At 57.7% G+C, this 24,003-nt stretch carries 20 protein-coding genes and 1 pseudogene; 8 read left to right on the plus strand and 13 right to left on the minus strand.

Going from position 1 to position 24,003, the window contains the following annotated elements:
* Nucleotides 1-501 precede the first annotated feature (501 nt).
* From ABD919_RS09550 to ABD919_RS09555, 3 genes are all read left to right on the plus strand, one after another.
* Nucleotides 502-1,776, plus strand: coding sequence for a hypothetical protein (locus ABD919_RS09550; protein ID WP_345235770.1), 1,275 nt, complete (start codon nucleotides 502-504; stop codon nucleotides 1,774-1,776).
* Nucleotides 1,777-1,863: 87 nt separating this feature from the next.
* On the plus strand, nucleotides 1,864-2,094 hold the full coding sequence (locus ABD919_RS23960; protein ID WP_425556403.1) for a helix-turn-helix transcriptional regulator: 231 nt from the start codon (nucleotides 1,864-1,866) through the stop codon (nucleotides 2,092-2,094).
* Nucleotides 2,095-2,369: 275 nt separating this feature from the next.
* Nucleotides 2,370-3,116 carry a M28 family peptidase gene (locus ABD919_RS09555; protein WP_345235771.1) on the plus strand — a complete coding sequence of 249 codons (747 nt, stop codon included), beginning with the start codon at nucleotides 2,370-2,372 and terminating at the stop codon, nucleotides 3,114-3,116.
* Nucleotides 3,117-3,419: 303 nt separating this feature from the next.
* Here the strand turns inward: ABD919_RS09555 and ABD919_RS09560 are convergent.
* From ABD919_RS09560 to ABD919_RS09590, 7 genes and pseudogenes are all read right to left on the minus strand, one after another.
* Nucleotides 3,420-4,165 (minus strand): annotated as a pseudogene (locus ABD919_RS09560) (IS5 family transposase).
* Nucleotides 4,166-4,227: 62 nt separating this feature from the next.
* The gene (locus tag ABD919_RS09565) at nucleotides 4,228-4,590 is read right to left on the minus strand and encodes a hypothetical protein (protein ID WP_345235772.1); all 363 of its coding nucleotides are present in this window, start codon (nucleotides 4,588-4,590) and stop codon (nucleotides 4,228-4,230) included.
* Between the two features lie 96 nt (nucleotides 4,591-4,686).
* Nucleotides 4,687-5,883, minus strand: a complete 1,197-nt coding sequence (locus ABD919_RS09570) for a hypothetical protein (RefSeq protein WP_345235773.1) — start codon at nucleotides 5,881-5,883, stop codon at nucleotides 4,687-4,689.
* A gap of 86 nt (nucleotides 5,884-5,969) precedes the next feature.
* Nucleotides 5,970-6,794, minus strand: coding sequence for a type 1 glutamine amidotransferase (locus tag ABD919_RS09575; RefSeq protein WP_345235774.1), 825 nt, complete (start codon nucleotides 6,792-6,794; stop codon nucleotides 5,970-5,972).
* A gap of 133 nt (nucleotides 6,795-6,927) precedes the next feature.
* Nucleotides 6,928-8,025 (minus strand): carboxylate-amine ligase, encoded by a 1,098-nt coding sequence (locus ABD919_RS09580; protein ID WP_345235775.1) that lies wholly within the window; start codon nucleotides 8,023-8,025, stop codon nucleotides 6,928-6,930.
* A gap of 52 nt (nucleotides 8,026-8,077) precedes the next feature.
* Nucleotides 8,078-9,193, minus strand: a complete 1,116-nt coding sequence (locus ABD919_RS09585; RefSeq protein WP_345235776.1) for an ATP-grasp domain-containing protein — start codon at nucleotides 9,191-9,193, stop codon at nucleotides 8,078-8,080.
* 201 nt (nucleotides 9,194-9,394) lie between these two features.
* Nucleotides 9,395-10,099 carry an alpha/beta fold hydrolase gene (locus tag ABD919_RS09590; RefSeq protein ID WP_345235838.1) on the minus strand — a complete coding sequence of 235 codons (705 nt, stop codon included), beginning with the start codon at nucleotides 10,097-10,099 and terminating at the stop codon, nucleotides 9,395-9,397.
* Between the two features lie 169 nt (nucleotides 10,100-10,268).
* Between ABD919_RS09590 and ABD919_RS09595 the strand changes: the two genes are divergently transcribed.
* The gene (locus ABD919_RS09595; RefSeq protein ID WP_345235777.1) at nucleotides 10,269-11,789 is read left to right on the plus strand and encodes a DinB family protein; all 1,521 of its coding nucleotides are present in this window, start codon (nucleotides 10,269-10,271) and stop codon (nucleotides 11,787-11,789) included.
* Nucleotides 11,790-12,208: 419 nt separating this feature from the next.
* Here the strand turns inward: ABD919_RS09595 and ABD919_RS09600 are convergent, their stop codons facing one another.
* Both ABD919_RS09600 and ABD919_RS09605 read right to left on the minus strand, forming a co-directional pair.
* On the minus strand, nucleotides 12,209-12,844 hold the full coding sequence (locus ABD919_RS09600) for an AlbA family DNA-binding domain-containing protein (RefSeq protein WP_345235778.1): 636 nt from the start codon (nucleotides 12,842-12,844) through the stop codon (nucleotides 12,209-12,211).
* Nucleotides 12,845-12,977: 133 nt separating this feature from the next.
* Nucleotides 12,978-13,397, minus strand: coding sequence for a DUF3127 domain-containing protein (locus ABD919_RS09605; RefSeq protein ID WP_345235779.1), 420 nt, complete (start codon nucleotides 13,395-13,397; stop codon nucleotides 12,978-12,980).
* 373 nt (nucleotides 13,398-13,770) lie between these two features.
* On the opposite strand from ABD919_RS09605, the gene ABD919_RS09610 reads away from it, so the two are divergent.
* Nucleotides 13,771-14,751 (plus strand): isoaspartyl peptidase/L-asparaginase family protein, encoded by a 981-nt coding sequence (locus ABD919_RS09610; RefSeq protein WP_345235780.1) that lies wholly within the window; start codon nucleotides 13,771-13,773, stop codon nucleotides 14,749-14,751.
* Nucleotides 14,752-14,958: 207 nt separating this feature from the next.
* On the opposite strand, the gene ABD919_RS09615 is transcribed toward ABD919_RS09610, so the two are convergent.
* Nucleotides 14,959-15,876, minus strand: coding sequence for a cyanophycinase (locus tag ABD919_RS09615; protein ID WP_345235781.1), 918 nt, complete (start codon nucleotides 15,874-15,876; stop codon nucleotides 14,959-14,961).
* Between the two features lie 60 nt (nucleotides 15,877-15,936).
* Nucleotides 15,937-17,757, minus strand: coding sequence for a M1 family metallopeptidase (locus ABD919_RS09620; protein ID WP_345235782.1), 1,821 nt, complete (start codon nucleotides 17,755-17,757; stop codon nucleotides 15,937-15,939).
* A 293-nt stretch (nucleotides 17,758-18,050) separates the two neighbouring features.
* On the opposite strand from ABD919_RS09620, the gene ABD919_RS09625 reads away from it, so the two are divergent.
* From ABD919_RS09625 to ABD919_RS09630, 3 genes are all read left to right on the plus strand, one after another.
* The gene (locus ABD919_RS09625) at nucleotides 18,051-19,826 is read left to right on the plus strand and encodes a L,D-transpeptidase family protein (RefSeq protein ID WP_345235783.1); all 1,776 of its coding nucleotides are present in this window, start codon (nucleotides 18,051-18,053) and stop codon (nucleotides 19,824-19,826) included.
* A 271-nt stretch (nucleotides 19,827-20,097) separates the two neighbouring features.
* On the plus strand, nucleotides 20,098-20,748 hold the full coding sequence (locus tag ABD919_RS23965; RefSeq protein WP_425556404.1) for a helix-turn-helix domain-containing protein: 651 nt from the start codon (nucleotides 20,098-20,100) through the stop codon (nucleotides 20,746-20,748).
* 897 nt (nucleotides 20,749-21,645) lie between these two features.
* The gene (locus ABD919_RS09630; protein WP_345235784.1) at nucleotides 21,646-21,819 is read left to right on the plus strand and encodes a hypothetical protein; all 174 of its coding nucleotides are present in this window, start codon (nucleotides 21,646-21,648) and stop codon (nucleotides 21,817-21,819) included.
* Between the two features lie 101 nt (nucleotides 21,820-21,920).
* Here ABD919_RS09630 and ABD919_RS09635 read toward each other — a convergent pair whose 3' ends face one another.
* Together ABD919_RS09635 and ABD919_RS09640 are read right to left on the minus strand one after the other, a co-directional pair.
* Nucleotides 21,921-22,409, minus strand: a complete 489-nt coding sequence (locus ABD919_RS09635; RefSeq protein WP_345235785.1) for a hypothetical protein — start codon at nucleotides 22,407-22,409, stop codon at nucleotides 21,921-21,923.
* A 123-nt stretch (nucleotides 22,410-22,532) separates the two neighbouring features.
* Nucleotides 22,533-23,999, minus strand: coding sequence for a DEAD/DEAH box helicase (locus ABD919_RS09640; RefSeq protein ID WP_345235786.1), 1,467 nt, complete (start codon nucleotides 23,997-23,999; stop codon nucleotides 22,533-22,535).
* Nucleotides 24,000-24,003 lie beyond the last annotated feature (4 nt).

Consider the following 24,003-nt stretch of genomic DNA (forward strand, 5'->3'; position numbering starts at 1 on the left):
TGTTCCGCCTTTACCAACAGCGGCAGAAATATTTTGAGACAGTCCGCTGCCTACTTTAGCATTGGCTCCTTAACTAGGATAACCGATTTATAGCTCCTGGAGCTACAAGTGCCCCTGTCATAACCTGTCATAATAGGGGAGGGACTAGCAGGTATCCGCTTCTGCATTTCTTTCACTGGTCAATCGAAAACCAACTGTCTTCACGGCAGGTGGTCTAGTTGGTGGATATCCCTACAGGTAAGGTTTGAGACTAGATATTCAAGCATAAAGCAGTTCAACTTCTTTTGTTTATCTAGCGCATAGCTCCTTGCTCGCTCACTAAATCTAATCGGCTGCAATTCAGCATAGCGCTCTGTCCAGTAGAGGGGTGCATAGCATTACCGAACAGGAGTGCATCAGAGTTGACTCTTTAGCTTTAACTCGTTGCCGAGTATTACTTGGTTTCAATAAAGCATATCATGCTCTTTATAATTTAAAGTGCCTCTGTGAAACGTCTTTTATATGAAGGTTGACGAATACGCGATACCCGTTATTTCCCCTGATGTGGAAATAGTTCCTTTTGACAAGACGACCTATCTGGTTTTGCAGCACCTGTATAAGCATCAGCTTCGCATCAGCTCTCAGTTGTACCGAGTGCTGGAACTGGTTGATGGTCGGCGCAACCTACACGAGATTGCGAGTGAATTAAACAAAGAGACTCATCTGATCGAGCCAAATGGTTTATTAGAATTATTGTACACCGGTCGTTTGACTCAGTGCGGAGTCATTCAGACCAGCAACCCGGTTGCGCCCCGCGTCAGCACCTCTTATTTGAAGCTTCGCTTGACCTTAATAAAGTCTCGTCACATAATGCCGCTGGCGAGGTTGTGCAGCTTCCTTTTTACACCTAGATTCTTTTACATTTCCGGTGGGCTGATGCTAATCGGCCTCGGCTGGGCGTTTCTACACTTTGTCAACTTTCGCTCATTTTCCGTTCTCATCGGCAGCAATTCTGTTAACTCATTTAGCATTGCCTTTCTATATGGCATGTTTTACCTCAGTACCCTTCTGCACGAGTTAGGCCACGCGAGCGCCTGTCGGCGGTTTGGAGCAACCCCGGGGGATATAGGGTTTGGCTTTTATCTCGTCATGCCAGTGTTCTATGCTGACGTGAGCGATGCGTGGCGCGTGCCGGCTCCCCAACGGGTCATCATTGATCTAGCGGGGCTCTACATGGAAATCTTGCTGTGCACAGTGCTTTGCGGTGTCTTCTTGCTTTACGGCAATATCGCCTTGCTGTACATGTGCCTTATTCTACTGCTGCGAACTTATGGTAATTTGAATCCTTTTTTGCGCATGGACGGATATTGGGCGCTAGCGGACGCTCTAGGAAGGCCAAATCTGCGCCAAGATTCAATTCGGAAGCTTTTATCTTGTTGGCATTGGTTGAGAAAGCGGGAGGCGTCTCCATTTCAAAAGCTTTCCGACTACTTGCTATTTCTTTATGCGCTCTGTTCCCAGCTTATGATAGTAGCCTTGCTTACGACAGTGTTGTTTTTCAATACCAAGTCAGTTCTATTGCTGCCTTCCCTAGTATGGAGCATTGGCGTTAAAATAATCCGCAGTTACCCCGATATTAACCTTACTTGGTTATATACCGCAATATTAGAGCTTATACCTCCCATTCTATTTTATGTTCTTTTAATCAATTTTCTAGCTAAGCCTGCCAGAGAGTTGTCTAAACTGCTTCAGTCTTTTTTAGTCGGCAAAAGCAAGGCTACCCCTATCCCAAGCTGACAAGAAAGCGCTTCTTGCCTTCCTGCACCCCCTAGCTCGCTCTGAGTTATATGCCCTTTGCAATTAATTCCTTCCTTTTTCTTTCCGATGAATAGCAAAACATTTTCTACCAAACTCATTAAGTTACGGCGAGAGCGAAACTTCACACAACAGCAGGTTGCCCATCTGCTAAGCATAAGCCAAAGCACGTATTGTTCATGGGAAATGGGTTCCTGTTTCCCTAACATGCGCCACGTCCCATCAATTGCCAATACTTTTGCCGTAACGATACAGGAGCTATTTGATGAAAAAGGAGAAAACCTCTCCCAACTCAAATGACGAGGAAAGCCACAGTGACGGCTGTCGGTGCCCTCGTCCTGACCCTGGGCATCGCAGTTGGCATTACCCGCAATCGGCCTTATGACCACTTACAGGTTGTTGCCCCCCATCGCCTGCAAGACCGCAGGGTGAACCCCACCTTTTCCAAAGATTCAGCTTACTCCTACCTTGTGCACCAGGTATCGTTTGGTCCCCGCACGCCACACGCTGCCACCCGGGCTGCGTGTCGCGCGTGGTATGTCCAACAACTTCGGCGACAAGGAGCATTGGTGCAAGTGCAACCATTTAGCTATCGGTCTTATAATGGAAAGACAGCTTACGGCCAGAACGTCATTGGCGTGTACAATCCACGAGCTAAACGTAGAATTTTATTAGCCGCACATTGGGATACCCGATGGGGAACAGACGAGGCCGATGTAAACAAAGACCAGCCCAACGATGGAGCAAACGATGGAGCGAGCGGCGTTGCAATACTGCTCGAATTAGCTCGCCAAATCAAAAAAATGGACTCGTTTGATTTAGGCGTGGACATTATTTTTTTTGATGCGGAAGACCAGGGGGTGCCTAAAGGCCGTGAGCAGGAGGATCCGCAGAACCGTTCATGGTGCATTGGATCCCGCTACTGGGCACACCTTCCACACCAACCCAATTACCAAGCCGAATATGGGATTCTGCTCGATATGGTAGGGGCCCAAAATGCTGTATTTTACCGAGAGGGTATGTCGGCTCAATCCGCCCCTGAGTTGCAACGCAGGGTTTGGGCCATCGCACGTGCGCTCGGCAGTACGAGCTTCCGAGATAGCTTATCCGTTAGCGTCATCGACGACCACCTCCCTATAATAAATGCGCTGCATATTCCCATGCTCGACATTGTAGAGCTTAACGCCAAAAAACCACATTTTGGGGCATACCACCACACCCACCTCGATAACCTGGGCATCATTGATAAGGAGACTTTGCAGCAGGTGGGTCGAGTGGTCCTCCAGGTTGTTGTGTTGGAAAATCAGCGAGCTAAAGAATGAAACCAGGCAACTTTTGTAGGGTCCAAGCCAAGAGTATCCAAGTTGTGAAAGACTATGAGGCCAACTCTACCAGCGGCTGCCGCTAATTCCACCAAGCGGGATTCAATGCCTGGTCGCAATGTCACTTCTGGTACTTGCTGTACGAATAGGCCTACGAGGCGTCTGGTCAACGGGTGGCGCGGTTGGAAAACGAGAAAACACGTCGCATCGGAAAGCATAGCTTAGAGCGTGTTAATGACTTAGGAAGTTGCTCTAATTGGCTTTGAGGAGCATCAAGCAGGCCAAGACGAGGTAATAAATGCCTTACAAGGTCGTAGTCAGTCGTTCGTAATTGTGCGCTAATCGCCGGAACAGGGCGGCCCAGGCAAAGGAGCGTTCCACGACCCAGCGCTTGGGCCGCAACACGAAGCCCCGCTTTGCTAGGGGTAATTGGACGACGTGCAAGTCAATGCCGTGCTGAGCCGCGGCTAGTGCCGGCTCTTGGCCCATGTAGCCTTGGTTGGCGTAGGCCGGGGTAACGGTTTTTCCCGTGACGGCCTGCACTTCGTCGGCCAGGGCGGCCTCTTGGGCCCAGTCCTGGGCCGTGGCCAGCATCACCAGCGCGTCCGGTAAATGGTCCAGCGTGTCGAGTGCTACATGGACCTTGCTGCCTTTGCGCCGTTTTGCCCCATCGTATCCGGCCCGGTGCCCGCTCTCGGGCGTGCTCAGCAACGTACGCGAATCGAAAATCACGGCACTAGGGTCGGCGGTTCACGTCTCGTTCAGGCGCAGCACCTGGCGTAAATCGTCGGTCAGCGCTTCGAAGACGCGAGCGTCGCGCCAGCGGGCCCATTGCGGGGAGCATGTGACCCAAGGCGGCAAATCATGAGGCAAATACCGCCAGGTGCAGCCGGTGCGCATCACATAACGCAGGGCCTTGCATAGTGCACGCAACGGGAACAGGTATTGGCACTGGGCGGCGTCCTCGAACACCAGCAGTAAGTACGGCAGCAAAAAGGCCCATTCGTCGTCGGTTAAGTCGTGGGATAAGCGCGACGGGTAGGTTCCATACCCGCTAATTTCGCTCACAAGTCCATAGCACGGTCTAACCCAAAGCTGCTGATGGTAGTAGTTATTTTTTTAATCTGACTTCAATTCTAGTACTTGGTGCATCATCATTGAAGTCTTGTTCAATGTATCCACGCTTACTAAAATTTATCATAAATTCTCTTTCACATTTTTTTGTCATAAACACCCCTTTTGAACCTGCTGAGAAAGAAAATACGCCTGTTGAGTCCGTGTAATCTGTTTTAATAAAATCACCCTCCTCAAAAAAATTAATTTTCACGCTATCGATTGGCTTACCTGTACTATCGTCTAAAACCATTCCATGGATAGCTGGGGCGCAAGGAAACCAACAAGATGAAAGTCCAAGTAGACATAACGATAATATAAATGCCCATTTGTTAAACTTGTTTTTGAGCACATTTTCCATTTGCATTTATTATTTACTAGCGCTTTCGACTGAATGTAAGGTAATGCCCAATTGGTAATCAGAAAGGAGGCTGCGTGCCGTGCAGTCACATTCAAGTTATGAACCTACCTCAAACAGCGGGCTGCTACCACCTACCCAATCCTTGTTTTTATTGAAGTCCACCCCAATCATCTCACCCCGGCTGAGGCGGCTCAGACCCAGCATTAAACGGGGCTGGGCTTGGTCAGCCGGCCAGATGTAAAGCAGCCGGATTTCGCATTTCACCAAGCCATCGGGCGACTGCACCACCGGCTCGTACTGCACTTTGCGCTGCAATAAATAATGCTGCTTGTCGGGCAGGGCATCCAATTCCTCTGCGGTAACGTGCAGGCGTACACCGGCTCCGGCGAAGGAAAATAGCGGCTTCAGCACGTAGTTCTCCAGGTCGGCAGGGTAGGAGCTGAGCTGGTGCAGGAAATAGCTGGGCGGGAAGTACGGACCGCTCAAAAAGGGCAGCGTGTACTTACTGATGCGGAAAAACCAGTTGGGGTGTCCAATCCAGGTTACGTCCACGTCGTCGGTTAATTTAAACTCGCCCGGCAGGTCGGGGTAACGCTCCAGCTCATCAAAAATTACGCGGTTGTAAATGCGCTTAATTGGTATTTGGCGACCTTCTTTCTCATAGAATAGTTGGCGGCCTTTTTTGCGAATTTTAGTCAGGCATACGGCTTCAATATTCCACAGTTTTTTGGTTAGCGCGAAGTCAATCCTGGTTTTTTGTTTCTCTGGAAATATTTCCAGCAGAATAACATTTTCCGGTGCTTCGTTGCCTAGTAAAAACTGCCGCATTGCCTCCTGATAGGAATCGAAGTTGGCTGTTTCGATAAAGGGTGAAACTCCGTCGGCAACCGGAAAATGTTTGGCGTACATGCCTGGCATCCAGGCCTGGTAGGCGTAGAGAGAAGGGAAGCCCTGCATCTCAATTAGCTGGGGCTCCAGCTCGCCCTGGGCGTCGCGGCACACTGCAAAGTCAAAGGTTAAAAACTCCGGACGGCCCTCCTCGCCGGGAACGTGCTGGTGCGCGGGAATTGCGTTCTGGGTTAATTCCTTGAAATTATCCTGCTGAATTACGCTGATAATAGACTCCCCCGCCGCAATTAATTTATCGCGCAAAACCGCGGGAATAAACACCGGAGTTTCGGCAATGCGGAAGTCCAGCTGCCCAGGCAGCTGCCGGGCTATATCCGCAAGCATTTCCTGGTATCGTTCGGTTGAGAATCCGGCGTTGTATGTCTGGCGGTGTGAAGGAATCATAAGGCTGAAATGAAATTGCGCAAAGCAGAAAGGGCCGGTGCCGGGGCCAGTTCCTGCTTTGCGCAATTTGGCAAAAGAAATCAGAATTACGCCGCTGCCAGCTCCCCCAGTTGGGCCAGGGCCCGGCGCAGGAAGGTCGGCACAATCACCGACTCGGTCAGCTCGATGGTATCGGGGTCAGCCAGCAGGCGCACCATTTCGTAGTACTTGGCTTCGCCGTGGTTGGCAATAACCTGCTGCTTTTTCTCATCCGTCAGCATGTAGCGCAGCATGCCTTCGCCATCGGCTTCGGGATGAAACTGGGTGCCAATAACTTCGGGCGTGAAGCGCACGGCCATCACGGCGCGGGCCAAGGGTACGTGGGGCCGCTCTTTCTCCATGCACAGCACCTCGGCTCCCAGCTCCTCCAGCCGGTCCATCTCCAGGTTGGTCAGCTGGTAGTCGCGCGAATCCACGATGAAGAAGGGCTCGGGCAGGCCCTGCATAACCGGCTCGGCCAAGCCGCTTTCAGTCAGGTGCACAGGCAGCACGCCAAAGGAAGTGGACTTGCGCTGGCTGATTAAGCCAATGCCCAGGTGCCGGCTTACCAGCTGAAAGGAGTGGCAAATCAGAAAAAGGTGCTTTTTCTGCTCATGCTGCCGGTTGAATGCCAGCAGGCTGTCGATAAACCCAAAGTAGCGCGGCTCCCATGCTTCGTCGGAGGGCAGGGGACTGCCGGGGCCGCCGGTGGAGAGGTAGATGTCGTAGCTCAGGTCGGGCACCTGGTTTTCGGCCCGCACGTTGAACGTGTCGATGTGGAAGGCAAGCTGGCTTTCGACGGCGCCGCGGTTCAGCAGCTGACGGATACAACGCATGCCCTCATTGGGCGCGTTGTTGTACATATCCAGAATGGCTATGCGAATAGGAGTCATAGAGGGTAAGGGGAATAGGACTACAGCCGGAGCGTGGTCCAGCGAACTAGTTGATAGCCACCAGGTAGAATAAGGGCAAAAAAGAGAAACGCCAACCATACGGCTGGCGTTTCACAAAAGTAGAAAAGTCCAATTAAAGCCCGTGCGTAGTTTCCGACAAAATGTAGTCGACCACCTTGCTCAGGTCGCCGGTTTCCCGGAATACTTTCAACTGCCGGTCGGCGCCGGTGCCCATTTCCAGCATTTTCAGCACGTACTCTACCTCGTGCCGGCTGCCGAGCTCGTCAACCACATCGTCGATAAAGTCGAGCAGCTCCAGGATGAGCAGGCGGGTGGGTACTTCCTCCTGCTTGCCGAAGTCTATCATGCTGCCATCGAGGCCGTAGCGGGCGGCGCGCCACTTGTTTTCCTTGATAAGGGCGCTGCGGTAGATGCGGAAGTTAAGGTTCTGGCTTTTGAGCTTGTAGATTTTGGCTACCAGTGCCTGCATCACCGCCGCTACGGCAATGGTTTCGTCGGGCCGCATCATCTGGTCGCAGATGCGGTACTCGATGGTGTCGAAGAAGGGGTGCAGCCGCACGTCCCACCAGATTTTCTTGCCGTTGTCGATGCAGCCCGTCTTGATGAGCAGCGCAATAAACTCGTCGTAGTCGCTGGCGCTGTGGAAGTAGCCGGGAATTCCCGTGCGCGGGAAGCGCTCGAACACCTTGGTACGAAACGACTTATACCCCGTTTCGCGCCCCTCCCAGAACGGGGAGTTGGTGCTGAGCGCAAACAGGTGGGGCAGGAAGTAGCGCAGGGCATTCATCATGTACACGCCGATGTCGCGGTTTTCGATGCCCACGTGCACGTGCATGCCAAAAACCAGGTTGGAGCGGGCAGCTTCCTGCAGCTCCTCCACGATTTTGTCGTAGCGGGCATCGGGCGTGATGGGCTGGTCCTGCCAGCGCGAGAAGGGGTGGGTGCCGGCCGCGGCAATCTTGAGCCCGACGCGGTCGGCCAGCTCCACTACCTGCCGGCGCAGGTGCAGCACCTCGGCCCGGGCTTCATCGATGTTTTTGCAGATGACGGTGCCGACTTCCACCACAGCTTCGTGCATTTCAGCCTTCACCTGTTCGTGCAGCGTGATGCGGCCGTCTTCCACAATCTTGGACATGTGGGACCGCAGCTCCCGCGTCTGCGGGTCGATTGTCTGGAATTCCTCCTCGATGCCGAGGGTAAACGTGGGCATGGCCATACTGGTCAGCGTTCTAGCAGTGGGCAGGCAGGAGTGATGGGCTGGCTTACTTGGCCTTGGCCGCCGCTTTGGGAGCCGCTTTGGCTTTGGCAGCGGGCTTCTCAGCAGCAGGCTTCTCAGCCGCCGCTTTAGGGGCAGCCGCTTTTTTGGCCGGAGCAGCCTTCGGTGCAGCTGCCGCTTTAGGCGCGGCGGTTTTGGGAGCGGCAGCTTGGGCTGCCATAGCCGTGGGGTGCACAAAAGTGCCCCAGGTCAGGTTGTCCTGGCCGGGCTTTTGGGCCTGGGCACGGGCAATGGCCATGTTGGCAGCGGCTTCTACTACCCACTCAAAGTTGGCCTGGCCCACAGAGTTCACGTCGGCGTCGGGGGCGGGGTTGCCGAAGTCGATGGCCAGCGGAATGCCGTCGCGCACGGCAAACTCTACGGTGTTGAAGTCGTAGCCCAGGCCATGGTTGAGGCGCAGCACGTAGTCCTTCATGGTAGCCAGCAGCTTCTGGCCGGCTTCGCCCGTGGTTTTCATCTCGGTGGCATAGCGCAGGTGGGGCTCGTTGCGGGGCTCATAGGGCATGATGAGCACGTCTTTGCCGCCGATGCAGTAGCAGCGGAAGTAGTCGGTGAAGTCCACGGCTTCCTGAAACAGCATCACCAGTTGCCCGGTCTCGTCGTAGGCGCGGAAAAACTCCTCGGGCGAGTTCAGCTTGTACACGTTTTTCCAGCCGCCGCCGGAGTGGGGCTTCATGTAGGCCGGGAAGCCGATGTGGGCAAAGGCTTTTTCCCAGTCCATCATGGCCAGGTTGCGGAAAGAGCGTTCGGAGGTGTCGGCGGGGCGCTCCTTGCTGGGCAGCAGCAGGGTTTTGGGTACCGGCACACCCAGGCGCACGGCCAGCGCGTTGTTGAAGAACTTCTCGTCGGCGCTCCACCAGAAGGGGTTGTTAATGACGGCCGTGCCCATGAGGGCGGCGTTCTTCAGGAAAGCGCGGTAGAAGGGCACGTCCTGGGAGATGCGGTCGATGATGACGGCGTAATCGGTAGCAACGTGCTGCTCTACCTGGTCAATCTGCACGAATTCCGCCCGGATGTCGGCCGGTGCTTTCTCGTTTACCCGGTCGACGAAAGCTTGCGGGAAGGTGTTTTCCTGGCCGAAGAGGATACCAATCTTTTTCATAGTGTTTAGGTCTTAGTTAGGTCTTAGGAACTTAGGTGTTAGGTCTTAAGATGTTGGTTTTGGGTCTTAGTTTTTGCCCAGTGGTAAGGTTTTAGAGTAGGCTTGTCTGGTTTGATGTAGGCATAAAAGGGGTAAGCCGTCTGCCTGTCAATGACAGAGGTGCTAGAACTTACTAAGTCCCAACACCTAAGTCCCTAAAACCTAAATTGTATTCAGGTACTGCGGAAACATCTCCCGCCACACCGGCCAGTCGTGGTTGCCGAAGGGCTTGATGTCGAGGCGGTGGTTGATGCCTTTGTGGGCCAGCAGGGCCGACATGCGGCAGGTGTCTTCCTTGCAGAAGTCGTGCTCGGCCGTGCCCAGGATGATGTTCATCCAGTGAAAATGCTCGCTGTGGGCATGGGGCATGTACTCGGGCGGGTTGTTGAAGTACACGTTGTCGTCGTGGTGGCCGTCCACAAACTGGCGGATGTCGAAGGCGGCGCCCATGGTGAAGACGTGGGCTACCTGATTGGGGTGGCGGAAAGCGAAGTTGAGGGCATGGTAGCCGCCGAAGCTGCAGCCGGCTACGCCAATCTTGTCCACGTTGCACTCGCGCTGCAGCATGGGCACCAGCTCCTCACTCAGAAACTGGTCGTAGAAAACATGGTTCTGCACCCGCACAGCCGGCGGCAGGTGCTTGGCATACCAGGAGTAGCGGTCGATGCTATCGATGCAGAACAGCTTCACGCGGCCGGCTTCCACCAGCGGGCGGGCGGCCTCAATCAGCTTGAAGTCGCGGGCTTCATTGTCGTGCCCGCCGGAAGTGGGGAAGATGACAACCGGATAGCCCCAGCTGCCAAATACCAGCATGTCAATGTCCTGGCCCAGGTGATGCGAGTAAAAGCGGCGGTGTTGTTCCTGCAAAATGAGATGAGCGAAGAAGTGAAAAAAGGCACGCTGCATACACAGCGGCTCGGCAAACTAGTAAAAAAATATTGGCTCCGCGCAATTCTTAGATAAAAAATAACCCCATCAGAAGCATGTGCCCGCAGTGGCTTTACTTTGTTTGATGGTTTCAAAACATTCCAGCGAAATGCAGCCGGCCAGTAGCGTGCGGCTCTGCGCCGAGGTAATTGAGTCGGCCCTGCTCGGGCGAAAGGTTGAGCTCAGCATTCTGCTGCCCCCCGGGACTGAGCCCCAGGCGATGCCAACGTTGCCGGTGCTCTATCTTAACGATGGCCAGGATATAGAGCGCCTGGGCCTGCAGGCTACCCTGGCCGAAATGTTTGCCAATGGCCTGCTGCAACCCTTTGTGCTGGTGGGCATTCATGCCAGCGAAGCCCGGCAGCAGGAGTATGGCACCGCCGCGCAGGCCGACTACCTGGGCCGGGGCAGCATGGCCGCCGCGTATACCCGTTTTGTGCTCGAAGAATTGCTGCCCTTCGTGCAGCTACATTATAAGGTATCGGCCAACTCCACCGAAGCCGTGTTCGCCGGCTTTTCCCTGGGGGGGCTGTCGGCTTTTGACTTAGTATGGCACCACCCCGCCGCGTTTGCACGGGCCGGGGCGTTTTCGGGCTCGTTCTGGTGGCGCAGTAAAGCCCTGGATGCCGGCTATACCAGCGCCGACCGCATTATGCACGGCTTGGTGAAGGCCGGCACCCTGCACCCCCTGCATCGGTTCTGGCTGCAAACCGGTACCCTCGACGAGCAGTCCGACCGCGACGGCAATGGCGTCATCGACTCCATCGACGACTGCCTGGATTTGATTGAGGCGCTGGCAGGGCAGGGGCTCGACCTAAGCCAGCGCCTGCGCTATGTCCAAGCGGAAGGCGGCCGCCACCATCCCGACACCTGGGGCAAGGTGATGCCTGATTTTCTGCTCTGGGCGTTCGGGGCTACTGCGGCGGCCCTGCCCACACCCATTCCAATGGTGCGCCTGCAGCTGACGCCCGCACAGCCTTTGCCCGAGGAGGCACTGATTTCAACCGGCGCCGCAATGGCAGCTGAAGAAAGCGGCGCTCAAAATGACTCTACCGACGAACCACTGCCACTCACCCCTGAACCAGCCCACCGTATGCAACTTGCCCGCCCCGTCGAAGGCGACTTTCTGCCTTACTATGAAAAGTATATCAGCCTCGTGCCCGAAGACGCTGACCCGCGCCTGATGCTGCGCGAGCAGACGGCCGAAGTAGAAGCCGCCCTGGGAGCCCTCAGCGAGGAGCAGGCGCAGCTGGCGTATGCCGAGGGCAAGTGGACGGTGAAGCAATTTTTGCTGCACCAGATTGATACCGAGCGCATTTTTGCTTACCGTGCCCTGCGCTTTGCCCGCGGCGACAGCCAGACCCTGGCCGGCTTCGATGAAAATGAGTATGCTGAAAACAGCGGCGCCAACGAGCGCAGCATGAGCAACCTGCTGGCGGAATACCGGGCCACCCGCGCCGCCACCCTGGCCCTGCTTGAAAGCTTCACCGACGAGCAGCTGCTGCGCAGCGGCACGGCCAACGGCGCCCGGGTTACGGTAAACGCCCTGCTGTACATCCTGCCCGGCCACGAGCGCCACCACCTGAACATTTTCCAGGAGCGCTACCTGCCCGTGCTCGGAGTTCGTTAAAATTTCTACCTTCGCCACTCACAACAAGGGGCCCGCCAGCCTCGTTTGAAGCCTGATTTTTTACTGAACCTCACCACTCAACCTCCTTTCAAGTATGGCCAAAGCGCAAGATGCCCGCAAAGAAAAAAAGAAGGAACCCGCCAAATCCATGAAGGAGAAGAAGGCGGAGAAAGACGAAAAGAAACGCCAGAAGCAAATGCGGCAGGAATAGATTGTCTGAACCACGGATTGACACGGATTTTTCGGATTACACGGATTTTGTGAACGGCGCGAACGTGAAGTCGTCAGCCAGATAAAAAAGCCACATAAAATAAAAGGGCCACCCGATGGGGTGGCCTTTTTATTTTTCAATGGGACATAAGGAAATCGTCTACAAAATCCGTGTAATCCGAAAAATCCGTGTCAATCCGTGGTTCAGACTAAAGCGTGTAGTACGGCTCCTTTTCCTTGTCGTGGTGGCGGATGTAGCCGTGTAGTACCAGCTTTATCAGCGTTTGGTAGGCCCGGCGCTTGCCGAAGTTCACCATTTTCATGAACTGCGGCAGGGTGATGCGCGGGTGGGTTTTGAGGTAGTCGAGCACGGCCAGCTCCTGGCGGTTGAGGGGCAGCTTTTCGAAGCGGGCGGCGGGCTGCTGCCGCTCCAGCACTTTTTCGGTGAGGCCGCTGGTTTGCACGCTTTCGTCGCGCACGCGCACGTAGCCGCGCCAGTCGCCGGGTGCCACCTGGGCCCGGTGGGGCTTGTTGATGCTCTCAGCCACTGCTACCACCACCACGCTGCGGCCCTCGTCTTCAATCTCCTTAAAGCGCAGGGTGGTGAGCGGGGGCTCGATGTAGTGCGCAGCCGCCTCGCGCATCACAAACATCTCCTCTTCGGCATCGCGCACCCCCACAATGCGGCCGTCGTCGTCGACGCCCACCAGCACGTAGCCGCCGCGGGTGTTGGCCAGCGAAGCCAGCGTGCGCGAGATGCGGTGGGGGTGAGTGGTTTTCTTTTTGAATTCCAGCTCTTCGCCTTCTCCGCGGCCAATGAGCTCCAGTAATTCCCGTAGGTTCATGCCAGCTATACGAGGGATGTAAAGCAAACGTGCCGCCCCCGGCAATCGGGGGCGGCACGCCGCGTGAGGGTGGTGTCACGTCTATCAGTACGCAAATACCGGTCGGTTCACGAAGGGCGCGGGGCCCTCAGCCTTAGAAAGGCAGGTCGTTGTCGTCGTCGCTGGCAATGGGAGCTGCCGGCTGGGCACGCAGGCCCGGGTTCTGGTTCTGGGCCGCCGGGCGGGGAGCCGCCTGCTGCTGGCCGCCGCCAAAGTTGCCACCGCCAGCACCGCCCGAAGCGGGCTCAATGCGCCAGGCTTCGAGGTTGGTGAAGTAAATCATCTGGCCGTTCTTATTGAAGCCACGGCCGCGCAGGTTGAAGGTTACCTTCACCTCGTCGCCCATTTTGTAGGGGTCGATGAGGCTGGTTTTGTCCTGCACCATCTGGAATTTGATATGCTCGGGATATTGGCCATCCTGAACCTCAAGCACGAATTCCCGCTTGCGGAATTTTTCGCTTACCTGCTGTTCGTCAAAGATTTCATGCAGCCGGCCGGTTACGTCGTATGCCATAAAAGGGGTGTTTTGGAATGTTAAACTATACCCTCAAACGTACGAAAAAAAACTCTAGTTCGCCTGCCAAAGCACTTTCTTACGCTTTTCAGCCACGCCTTAGAGCTTTGCTTTTCAGGGCTGGCCGCCGTGTGGCTGTGGCGTTTAAAAGTTGGCCTTGGCAGGGTAGGAGAGCTGTAAGTTTTATACAGCCGGTTTTTCAGCCGGTAGGTGTAGTAGGGATAGGGCCGGACCGGAACGCGGCATTACACTCTGCTTTTTGTTCTCACGCCTGGATTCTCCCAATGTCAGGCCACGTTCCGGTTTGCAGCCAAAGCCGACAACTACCTTTACGGTGCCCCGTTCAACCGGGCATTCCACTCCTTATTATATTATGCTCGCATTAGCACTGCACGGTGGGGCCGGCACCATTGCCCGGGCCTCGCTTTCCGACGAAGCAGAACAACTTTACCGGGCGGCCCTGCAGGCGGCCCTCGACACCGGCTACGGCATCCTGGAAAGCGGCGGCGCGGCCCTCGATGCCGTGGAAGCCACGGTGCGCAGCCTCGAAGACTGCCCCCTGTTCAATGCCGGGCGCGGCTCGGTGTTTACCCACGAAGGCCACCACGAGATGGATGCTGCGCTGATGGACGGCCGCCTGCGGCGGGCCGGGGCCGTGGCCGGGGTGCGGCAGGTGCAAAACCCCATCCGCGCCGCCCGCCTGGTAATGGAGCAAACCGAGCACGTGCTGCTGGCCTATCCCGGCGCCGATGCCCTGGCCATTGAGCACGGCCTGCCCGTGCAGCCCCCGGAATACTTTTTCACCCAGCACCGCTACGACCAGCTGCAGGAAGCCCTGCGCGAAGGCCGCGTACGCCTCGACCACTCCCGGGCCCAGGCCGAGCCGGCCCCGCTGGAAGAGCCGGGCCACTTCGTGGAAGCCACGGCCGACCCGAACTGGAAGAAGGGCACGGTGGGCGCCGTGGCCTGCGACCGGCACGGGAGCCTGGCCGCTGCCACCAGCACCGGGGGCATGACCAACAAGCGCTACGCCCGTATCGGCGACTCGCCCATCATCGGGGCCGGCACCTGGGCCGACGCACGCTGCGCCATCAGCTGCACCGGGCACGGCGAGTACTTTATCAGGGCCGTGGCCGCCTACGACATCGCCTGCCTGATGGAGTACAAAGGCCTGAGCCTGCAGGAAGCCTGCCGCATCGTGGTGCACGACAAGCTGGCGCCCGCCGGCGGCGAAGGCGGCCTGGTGGCTGTCGATGCGGCCGGCAACGTGACTTTGCCCTTTAACTCGGAAGGCATGTACCGGGCCAGCCGTACGGCCGTGCAGGCACCCTACGTGGCTATTTACAAGGAATAGCAGGAAATGCTGCGCAAACAAAAGGCCGCTGCCTGTTCGGGCAGCGGCCTTTTGTTTGCGGTTTAGGCGTTAGTAAAATAAGTTGTGTCCCAACCTGGCTTAGGCTTCGCTTGAGTAGGCCTTTACAAGTAAGCCAATTGTATCGTTTTTATTTGTCAGTGAGATGCTTACACGTAGGCTAACAACTAACAACTAACAACTGACAACTTAAAGGGCAGTGCTGGCGATGGCCGGTGAGTGCTGGGCCTTACCAGTCATGGCCTCTTTGCTGACATAGAATTTCCGTTCGCGCATGTCGTAGACGTTGCCCTTGGCCAGTACGTGCATGGTGACATTTTCCACCGAAATGGCAGCGCCTTTCTTCGCTGCGGCGGCATTGTTGTGCTGAATGGTGTGGCCATCCATGATGATAACCAGGTTGGAGCCAATGGTTTCCACAAGGTTGCCTTCGGTAATCAGCACGCCGGTGTCTTCGCCCAGGCCAATGCCGATGAGCTTGGGGTAGAGGGCTACCGACTCGATGAGGCGGCCAAAGCGGCCCCGCTTCACGAAGTGGGAGTCGACAATGGCCGACGGCAGCAGGCCCAGGCCGGGGCCCATCTTTACGGCGCCTTTGAGCAGGGCATCGGGCACGGAGCCCCCGCGAATCATGTGCTGCGACATGGCCATGGCGCCGGCGCTGGTGCCGGCAATCACAAAGTGCGGCTCGGCGTAGTAGCGCTGCAGCATGCGGTCGAGGAAGTCCGTCTCGCCAAACATCTCCCGCAGGCGCGACTGGTTGCCGCCCGAGAACATGATGACATCGGCGGCCAGCATGCGCTCCAGGTACTCGGGCTGCCGTGCATCTTCCGGCGTGCGAATATCCATCACGCCCACGTTCATGCAATTGAGCATCGCAAACGACGACACGTAGATGGGGCCTACTTCCTGGGGAATCATCGAGGCGGTGGTGATAACCTCAATTCGAGGGTCGGCCTTGCCCGACTCCAGCACGATGCGCTTGAGGATGCCGAGCTCGAAGAAGTTCAGGTAGTACTTGCGCTTGGTGCGCGTGGAAGGGTAGGTCCCCTTGTCTTCATTGCCACCCACGGCAATGAGCTTACCTAAAGGAATGCGAGTTTTCAACTTATAAATGACTGATACGAGGCGAAAGATAAAAAGCAGCGGGAATTCAACAGCCCCCGCTTACTTCAACAGAGCATCAAGCGTGCCGGTTGCGACGGAGTGGTAGTTGGCCCGCGCCTCAGCATAAAGCTGCCGGGCCTTCCCGGCCCCGCCCGGCGTAGCCAATATGGCTTTGTAGAGCGGAACGATGAACTTGCGCCGGCCTACATGCAGCAGAAACTTTCGCAGCGGCACCTCGGCCGGCTGGTACCCGGCCCGGATGGTGTGGGGAAACCAGGCGGCCAATACCTCGGCATTGCCCGAAGTGCTAAAACCAAAAGCCGCGTCGATGCCAGCCAGCTCGTCGGCCGGGAGGGCAGGGGGGAGGCCGTGCAGAAAATGCACCCACTCGTGGCTGCTCCATTCCACCGTATCCGTGGCCAGCTCGGTCGGAGCGGTACCGGCGGCCAGTCGGGCCAGGGCTGCTTCCACCTGGGCGAAACGGGTCGAAGAAATGCTCGGGGCGTTGTCGGGCAGGCCGGGGCCGTCGACCCATTCCGCCAGGCGCAGCTTTGCTTCCAGCCCGGGCTCCCGGTCCAGCAGCTCGCGGCGCAGGTAGTCCAGGAAGGTGGCTGTGTCCATGGCCTGAAAGCTGAAGCGGGCGAAGTACTCCTTAATGAAGGTGTCGAGGCGGGGGCGGCCCACCAGGCTTTCCAAGGTCAGCAGCAGGTAGCAGCCCTTCTCATACGCAATTTCGGTGAGGCCCTCATCCGGGTCGCGGCCGGCCAGCTGCAGGCGCAGGTGGGTGTCGGGGCTGAGCGGGCCAATTTCCTCAATGGTGTGGTCGAGGCCGGTGCGCCCCAGCACCTGCAGCATCTGGGCATAGTCGCGGCCATACAAATGTTCCATGATGCGCCGCTCGAAGTACACGGTAAAGCCCTCGTTTAGCCAGAAGTCGTTCCACGTTGCATTTGTAACCAGGTTGCCCGACCAGGAGTGGGCCAGCTCGTGGGCAACCAGACTGGTCAGGCTGCGGTCGCCGGCCAGGATGGTGGGTGTTACAAATGTTAACCGGGGGTTTTCCATCCCTCCAAAAGGAAAGCTGGGTGGCAGCACCAGCAAGTCGTACCGCTCCCAGCGGTAAGGGCCATAGAGCTGCTCGGCGGCGGCTACCATGTTTTCGAGGTCGCCGAACTCGGCCGTGGCCAGGGGGAGGGTGGCGGGTTCGGCGTAGATGCCGGTGCGGGAGCTGAGCGGGGCAAAGGCCAGGTCGCCCACGGCCAGCGCCATCAGGTAAGCCGGGATGGGCTGGTCCATGCGAAAGTGGTAGGTGCCGGTAGCATGAAGCTCCTGCGGATTGCTGGCGCTCATCAGGGCCAGCAAGTGCGGCGGCACGCGCACCGTAGCCTCGTAGGTAAACCGGATGCCGGGCGAATCCTGACAAGGCAGCCAGGTGCGCGCCAGGATAGCCTGCGACTGCGTGAAGAGGAAAGGCTGGCTGCCGCTGGTCTGCTCCGGGACAAGCCACTGCAGGGCCGCGGCGCCGGGAGCCGTGCGGTAGCGGATGCGCACGGCCGCGGCCCCGGGCGCCAGGCTAATGCGCAGCGGCGCCCCCAGCAGCGGGTCGGCGGGGCCCAGCTCAAACGCAGCCGGGGCGGATGCTGCCAGCCCGGGGCCGGTTTGCTCGACGCCTTCGATGACAAGGTCGCGCGCGTCCAGGACCAGCTCTGAGCCAGCCCCGGGGTTGGCCAGCTGCCAGGTAGCAAGGCCGGCCAGAGTACGGCTCTCAAAGTCGACACTTAGCTCCAGTACCAGATGGCTCACCCGGACCGGGCTGCGGCTGGCATGGCTGTGGGGGTCGGCGGAAAGAGGGGCGGAAGCGTGGGGGGTGGGAAGGGGCATGGATGGGATAATGAAAGAAAAGGAAAGGGCAGGCAAAGCCGGCAGCGCCGACAGCATGGAGGCGCCACCGGAACTTTGCCATTCACCCAAATGTAGGACTAAGCTTCGCGGGAAGGTGGCAAAATATTTTGGTCTGCTCCTGCCTGGGAAGAGGCCCGAGCGCCGGCTTCATGTAACTTGCGCCTTGGTCGGCCAGAACCGACTGAAGGCAACCAGCCGGCAAGCTTGACAGTACAAGCAATGCCGCCGGCGGGTGCCGGGGGCTTCTGTCCCTTTTTGCTACGACTCAATCCATGATTTTTTTCGTTCGCTATACTACGTTGGTGTGGGTGCTGCTGGCTGGCATGCTGGGCTTGCCGGCCCTGCTCTCCTGTGGCTCCGACCAAAGCAGCGCCCAAGGCAGCAGCAACACCGAGGCCGGCTCCCGTCCGGCGGTAGTGGGTGCCCAGCCCCGGCTCGACAGCACCTACGTCATCAAGGCCCTGCAGGCCGAGCCACGCTTCAAGGAGCATACTTTGGCTGCCCGGCGCTTTTACCGGGAGCGGCAGTTTGAGCTAGGGTGGTTTAAAAACCATCAGCTGGTGCCGCGGGCCCAGGACTTGCTAAGCATTATAGCTAAAGCACGAGATGAAGGCCTGGAGCCTAAGGACTACCAGGTTAAGGACTTTAAAAAGTTGTTTGCGGACTTCGAGCAGGCCCGTGGCGATACTGCGCGGCGTAACAGCCTGGAGCGGGAAATCGATGTTGCCCTTACCGGAACCTACCTCAACTGGGCCTCCGATTACTATCGTGGGGTGGCCAATCCGCGCGATATGAAGAGCGCCGACTGGAAAGTGAAGCCCAATAAGATTAAGCTGCACAAAGCCCTGCTAACGTTTTTGGGCGACCGCAAGAGTCGCTATAACTACTATGAGTTTGCGCCGCTGCACCCCGAATATGCTTACCTGAAGAAAGCGCTGCAGGCCTACCGGGCCCAGGAGCGAGCCGGAGGCTGGCCGGTATTGCCGGCTTCGCTGAAGCTCAAGCCCGGCGAGTCCAACCCCGCAGTGCCCGCCCTGAGGCAGCGTCTGCTGGGTACGGCCGGAGCAGCGGGCGGGCAGCCCGCCGAGGCTCCGATGACGGCCACGCCGGTATCGACCAACCCCGGTGGCGCGGGGGCCCCGGCCCCCACTGCCGACCAGATTTACGGTCCGGAGCTGGTTGAAGCCGTTAAAAAATTTCAGCAGGACGCAGGCCTGAAAGCCGACGGGATAGTGGGCGGCGAGACGCTCAAGCAGCTCAACGTTCCCATCGGCCAGCGCATCGACCAGCTTATTCTGAACATGGAGCGCTGGCGCTGGCTGCCCAAAAAGTTTGAGGACAACTACCTGCTCGTAAACATTCCGGAGTACAGGCTCTACATGTACGAGAACGGAAAAGAAGCTTTCACCATGCGCGTCATTGTTGGAAAGGCGCTCAACGCGACGCCGATTTTCAGCGACAAAATGGAGTACGTGGTGCTGTCGCCCTACTGGAATGTGCCGTTCAGCATCATCGACAATGAGCTTCGGGAGAAGCTCGTGGCCGACCCCGCCGGCTACCTCAATCGCCTGGATATGGAGGTCGTAAAAGGCTCCGGGCGCAAGGCCGTCGTCGTTGACCCCACGAGCATCGACTGGGCCAACGTGACAGAAAAGAACTTTAAGTACACGCTCCGAAAAAAGCCCGGACCGAAAAATGACCTGGGGGATGTCAAGTTTATCTTCCCAAATTCGAACGACGTGTACCTGCACGATACCCCGCACGACGCCCTTTTTTCCCAGTCGCAACGCAGCTTCAGCCACGGCTGTGTGCGGGTAGAGGAGCCCATCAAGCTGGCCACTTACCTGCTGCGCGACCAGCCGAAATGGAGCCAGCAAGCCATTCAGGATACCATTGCCCGGCGTCGGGAAAAGTACGTTACCATGAAGGAGAAGCTGCCGGTTTACCTGGTGTACTTTACCGCCTGGGCCGATGCCGATGGGCACCCGCACTTCCGGGAAGACATCTACGGCCACGATAAGCAGCTGGCTCGCGAGCTGTTTGATTAAGAAGAACGCCACCCCTTAAGGGATTGATAGAGGCAGCTTCGTCTGCCACAAAGCAACAGCCCGGTCGCTCCCCAGCGACCGGGCTGTTGCTTTATAGTCTCAGCAAAGCGTAGTGCAGAGGGAAAGAAGTTAGTTTACAATTGTATTCACAAAGGTAAACTGGAGTAACAAGGTAGTGGCTCGGTTAACATTTGTATTACATATGTAAACGGTTCGGGTTCCTCTGTCATTTGAAATATTTGCCCCACATTTGTAAACCAAAATGGAGCACATGGTCGACCGCATCCGCCTTATTCTGCAAGCCCGGCAGCTTAGCCCAACTCAGTTTGCCGATGCCATCGGGGCAGCGCGTCCGGTTATCAGCCATATTCTGTCGGGGCGTAACAAGCCCAGTCTGGAGGTCGTCCAGAAAATACTGGCCGCCTTCCCCGAGCTTTCCATGGCCTGGCTGCTTAATGGCATAGGTGAAATGACCCTTGGCACTGCTGCGGCTGACGCAGAAAGCCCATCGGAAAGTGCACCTGCCCCCGTTTCGCCACCCGCAGCCCCTACTCAGGGCCAGGCCCCCAGCCCGGCGCCACCCCGGCGAGCTTCCCGGCCTGTGCCTGATGCGGCAGAGACCGTGCCCGTTGCGCCCAAGCCCCGTAAAACGTCACCAATGCCCCCGCTTCAGCGCTTTACAGGCGGTAGTGGGCCGGCTATTCCCGTGCCCGAGCCTACTGCTCCTCCCAGGCTCAATACTAGTCCAGCAGCTCCAGTGGAGGCTGTGCCACGGGAAACAGAGCCCCTGCCGGGCGCGCTGACAGCCCAGGCTATGGGCCAGCCAACGGCGAACGCGCTGATGGCGTCTGCTGAAAAGCCCATTCGCCGCATCGTTATTTTTTACCAGGACGGCTCCTTTGCTGATTTCCGGCCAGAGTAAGCATTCGTTGGAGTTTAGTAAAGTAAACACATGGGCCGGCTCAGTATGCCTTGATTTTCCATGTCCTAACAGCTGGATGGAGTAGTACAGGCAGCTGCTGCCGAGTAGGTTTCCGGTAGTTCCTACTGGCCCTAAATGGCCTTGATAACTGTGTCTTCAGTGAGACGCTTGCGCATGCTCTCCAACCTTGCCCAAATTATGACTGAGGTATTATCTAACTTGGCAGAGTCCTTGGACGGGCTTTTTGCGAGGTCTGTAGCGCCTGGGTAGCCCCCCCCTTTGAGCTTGCTTGGCAACCGAAGCTTAGCGGATGCGTGCTAATTTCTGTGGGTGGCTCAATAGACGACTTAAGGTTGAATTTATTTTTTACATAACATCCTGTAAATCAAGTAGTGATTCTGTGCTAATGAAACCTTCTATTTTGGTTGAAACAGCAGTGTCGATACGTCTGGGTGCAACAGGTTTTTCAAGGGGTATAATGGCTGCCCTGGTTTTGGAGAAGCCACTTGTAAGCAGGTAAATGAGATTAGTAGTGCTAAGAATATTGCCCCGCGCAGAGGTAGGAAAAGTGCAATTTTAATGACATTGCTCCCTGGAAGCTTAGCTAAGAAGATGAGCCTGGCAGCAACAGCTTTTACAGGGGGCGGGTGCATTTTCTTGAGTAATACGAAAAAACAGGGAGCCAAGTAGCAGCGCTATGGCCGAACGTTATCAGGTGAGCTTGGAAAGCAGGAGCCGGCATGCGAGGCAACAGGTAGCGGGAAGCGAGACTTACTAATTGTAAATATTGGCGCACGCTCACTGCTGCGCTCAACCCGGCTGTTAACACGTTTAGTGCGGGAGGTGCTCCTACTCGAAGCAGTTGGCAGTTTGCCGGGCAGTGGCTACCTTCGCGGCATGAAACTGACCCGCGTGAATCTTCTGCTGGCCGCCTTTGCGGCTTTGTTCCTGACGGCTTCCTGTTCCCAAGCTCCCGAAGCTGAAGCTGACCCTAACGCTGATGCGGCCTACAAGCGTGGGCACCGCGCCGAGCTGTACCGTGAGGCCCAGCGCAGCAACGTTACTCACTAATAACGACTGGTGAATTAGTCACCTCCGGAAAAACAGAAAGCCCCCGCCAACCAAGTTGGTGGGGGCTTTTCGCGTGTAAGTCAAGGTAGGGAAGCGGTAGCTTAGCCCAGCAGCGCCGCTACAGGCTGAGGAGCAGGGGCTGGCTCCAGGCTGGGCAGGCTGATGCTATCGAGCAGCTGCTCCTCAAGTAGGGCCGCCCAGGTGCGCAGGTAGAGAACCACGTCGTCGCGCTGGTTATGACGCAGGGCATTGCGGCGCTCAAACGGAATGGCGGCCCGGATGGCCGGGTCGGAGAGGCGCTCGAGGTGGGCCAGGTCGTGACGGGTAAAGCCCAGGGCCAGCATCTCGTCGATGGTTTCATCGATGGGCAGGCCGCTGGTGGGGCAGTAGTCGCGCAGCTGCTGGTCCCAGTCGCCGTAGCGCTGCATGGCGCGGGCATGGATGTCGCCTTTGCTGAGCTTGGTGATGGTCTGGGCCAGGTGGCCGCAGTTGCAGCTGCCCATGTGGCCCCACTGGTAGGGTGCCTGGGTAGCCAGGCGCTGAGCCGTAGCACGCAGGGCCTGAATGAGCGGAAGCGAGGAAGTAGCCATAAAAGTTGGAATGCGTTGGACTTGCCTGAAAAAGCAAAACGGGCCGGAAAAAGTTTTCCGGCCCGCTCGGGCAATACCTGCTAAAAGCCAAATCCTGACTTTACCGAAGCGCTGGTTACTTCTTTAGAAGGAGCCCCGGCGGGAGCCCCCTTCGCCGCCCCGCGAAGGGCGGCGGCCACCGCCCCCGCCGGCCTGCACCCGGGCGCCTCCGCTGCCGAAGCGGCGGTTGGTATCGGCCGAAGAGCCGGCGGCCGGGGCCGCGGGCCGGCTGCTGCCACCCGAGCGCCCCCCGCCCTGCGAGGAGCTGCCTGCCGGACGGCCGCCACCCTGACCGGCATTGCCGCCACGGCCGCCGCCCTCACGGCCGGGGCGGGGCGGGCGACCCGCCGGGCCTTTGGGCCGGATGATGCGCTCGGTGCCGTGCAGCGACACCGGCCGCACGGCCGTGGTCACGTAGGGATGGTCGGTATCGACGTCAATCTGGCGCTTGATAAGCTTCTGAATATCCTGCAGATAGGCCCGCTCTTCCTCTTCAACGAAGGAGAAGGCCGTACCGAAAGCACCAGCCCGGCCCGTGCGGCCGATGCGGTGTACGTAGGTTTCGGGCTCGTTGGGGATTTCGTAGTTGATGACGTGGGTCAGCTCGTCGACGTCGATGCCGCGGGCGGCAATGTCGGTTGCCACCAGCACGCGGGTGCTGCCGGCCTTGAAGTTGGACAGGGCCCGCTGGCGGTGGTTCTGGCTTTTGTTGCCGTGAATGGCTTCGGCCTGAATCTGGTACTGGGCCAGGGCTTTCACCACTTTATCGGCGCCGTGCTTGGTGCGCGTGAACACCAGCACGCGCTTGATGCCCTTGTCTTCGAGGATGTGGCGCAGCAGGGCGGGCTTGTCGCTCTGCTGCACCATGAACACCGACTGTGTCACCGTCTCAGCGGTGCTGCTGACGGGCGTCACGGCCACGCGCACCGGGTTGGGGCGCAGGATGGTGGCGGCCAGCTCCTGAATCTGGCCCGGCATGGTGGCCGAGAAGAACAGGGTCTGGCGCTTGGTGGGCAGCTTGGGCAGAATGCGCTTGATGTCGTTGATAAAGCCCATGTCGAGCATGCGGTCGGCCTCGTCGAGCACAAACACCTCAATCTGGCGCAGGTCGATAAAGCCCTGATTCATCAGGTCGAGCAGGCGGCCGGGGGTGGCAATGAGGACTTCCACGCCGCGCTTGAGGGTTTGCACCTGCGGGTTCTGGCCCACGCCGCCGAAAATGACGGTGTGGCGAATCTGGCTCAGGTGGCGGCCGTAGGCGCCGAAGCTTTCATTAATCTGGATGGCCAGCTCGCGGGTGGGCGTGAGCACCAGGCAGCGGATGGCGCCGCGGGCGTGCTGCTGCAGCTGCCCGGTGCGGTGCAGCACCTGCAGGATGGGCACGGTAAAGGCAGCCGTCTTGCCGGTACCGGTCTGGGCCACGCCGAGCAGGTCTTTGCCCTCCAGCACGTGCGGAATGGCTTGCTCCTGGATGGGGGTGGGGGTAGTGTAACCTTCCTCTTTTAGTGCTTTGAGGATGGGGTCAATCAGGTTTAACTCGTCAAACGTCATCAAT

This window comes from Hymenobacter saemangeumensis, assembly GCF_039541835.1.
Taxonomy (GTDB): Bacteria; Bacteroidota; Bacteroidia; order Cytophagales; family Hymenobacteraceae; genus Hymenobacter; species Hymenobacter saemangeumensis.

What these genes read in the sequence shown, in the direction of transcription:
- ABD919_RS09550 (WP_345235770.1), top strand. Translation starts at nt 502, where the DNA reads ATGAAGGTTGACGAATACGCGATACCCGTTATTTCCCCTGATGTGGAA.
- ABD919_RS23960 (WP_425556403.1), top strand. Translation starts at nt 1,864, where the DNA reads ATGAATAGCAAAACATTTTCTACCAAACTCATTAAGTTACGGCGAGAG.
- ABD919_RS09565 (WP_345235772.1), bottom strand. Translation starts at nt 4,590, where the DNA reads ATGGAAAATGTGCTCAAAAACAAGTTTAACAAATGGGCATTTATATTA.
- ABD919_RS09570 (WP_345235773.1), bottom strand. Translation starts at nt 5,883, where the DNA reads ATGATTCCTTCACACCGCCAGACATACAACGCCGGATTCTCAACCGAA.
- ABD919_RS09575 (WP_345235774.1), bottom strand. Translation starts at nt 6,794, where the DNA reads ATGACTCCTATTCGCATAGCCATTCTGGATATGTACAACAACGCGCCC.
- ABD919_RS09580 (WP_345235775.1), bottom strand. Translation starts at nt 8,025, where the DNA reads ATGCCCACGTTTACCCTCGGCATCGAGGAGGAATTCCAGACAATCGAC.
- ABD919_RS09585 (WP_345235776.1), bottom strand. Translation starts at nt 9,193, where the DNA reads ATGAAAAAGATTGGTATCCTCTTCGGCCAGGAAAACACCTTCCCGCAA.
- ABD919_RS09595 (WP_345235777.1), top strand. Translation starts at nt 10,269, where the DNA reads ATGCAGCCGGCCAGTAGCGTGCGGCTCTGCGCCGAGGTAATTGAGTCG.
- ABD919_RS09600 (WP_345235778.1), bottom strand. Translation starts at nt 12,844, where the DNA reads ATGAACCTACGGGAATTACTGGAGCTCATTGGCCGCGGAGAAGGCGAA.
- ABD919_RS09605 (WP_345235779.1), bottom strand. Translation starts at nt 13,397, where the DNA reads ATGGCATACGACGTAACCGGCCGGCTGCATGAAATCTTTGACGAACAG.
- ABD919_RS09610 (WP_345235780.1), top strand. Translation starts at nt 13,771, where the DNA reads ATGCTCGCATTAGCACTGCACGGTGGGGCCGGCACCATTGCCCGGGCC.
- ABD919_RS09620 (WP_345235782.1), bottom strand. Translation starts at nt 17,757, where the DNA reads ATGCCCCTTCCCACCCCCCACGCTTCCGCCCCTCTTTCCGCCGACCCC.
- ABD919_RS09625 (WP_345235783.1), top strand. Translation starts at nt 18,051, where the DNA reads ATGATTTTTTTCGTTCGCTATACTACGTTGGTGTGGGTGCTGCTGGCT.
- ABD919_RS23965 (WP_425556404.1), top strand. Translation starts at nt 20,098, where the DNA reads ATGGTCGACCGCATCCGCCTTATTCTGCAAGCCCGGCAGCTTAGCCCA.
- ABD919_RS09630 (WP_345235784.1), top strand. Translation starts at nt 21,646, where the DNA reads ATGAAACTGACCCGCGTGAATCTTCTGCTGGCCGCCTTTGCGGCTTTG.
- ABD919_RS09635 (WP_345235785.1), bottom strand. Translation starts at nt 22,409, where the DNA reads ATGGCTACTTCCTCGCTTCCGCTCATTCAGGCCCTGCGTGCTACGGCT.
- ABD919_RS09640 (WP_345235786.1), bottom strand. Translation starts at nt 23,999, where the DNA reads ATGACGTTTGACGAGTTAAACCTGATTGACCCCATCCTCAAAGCACTA.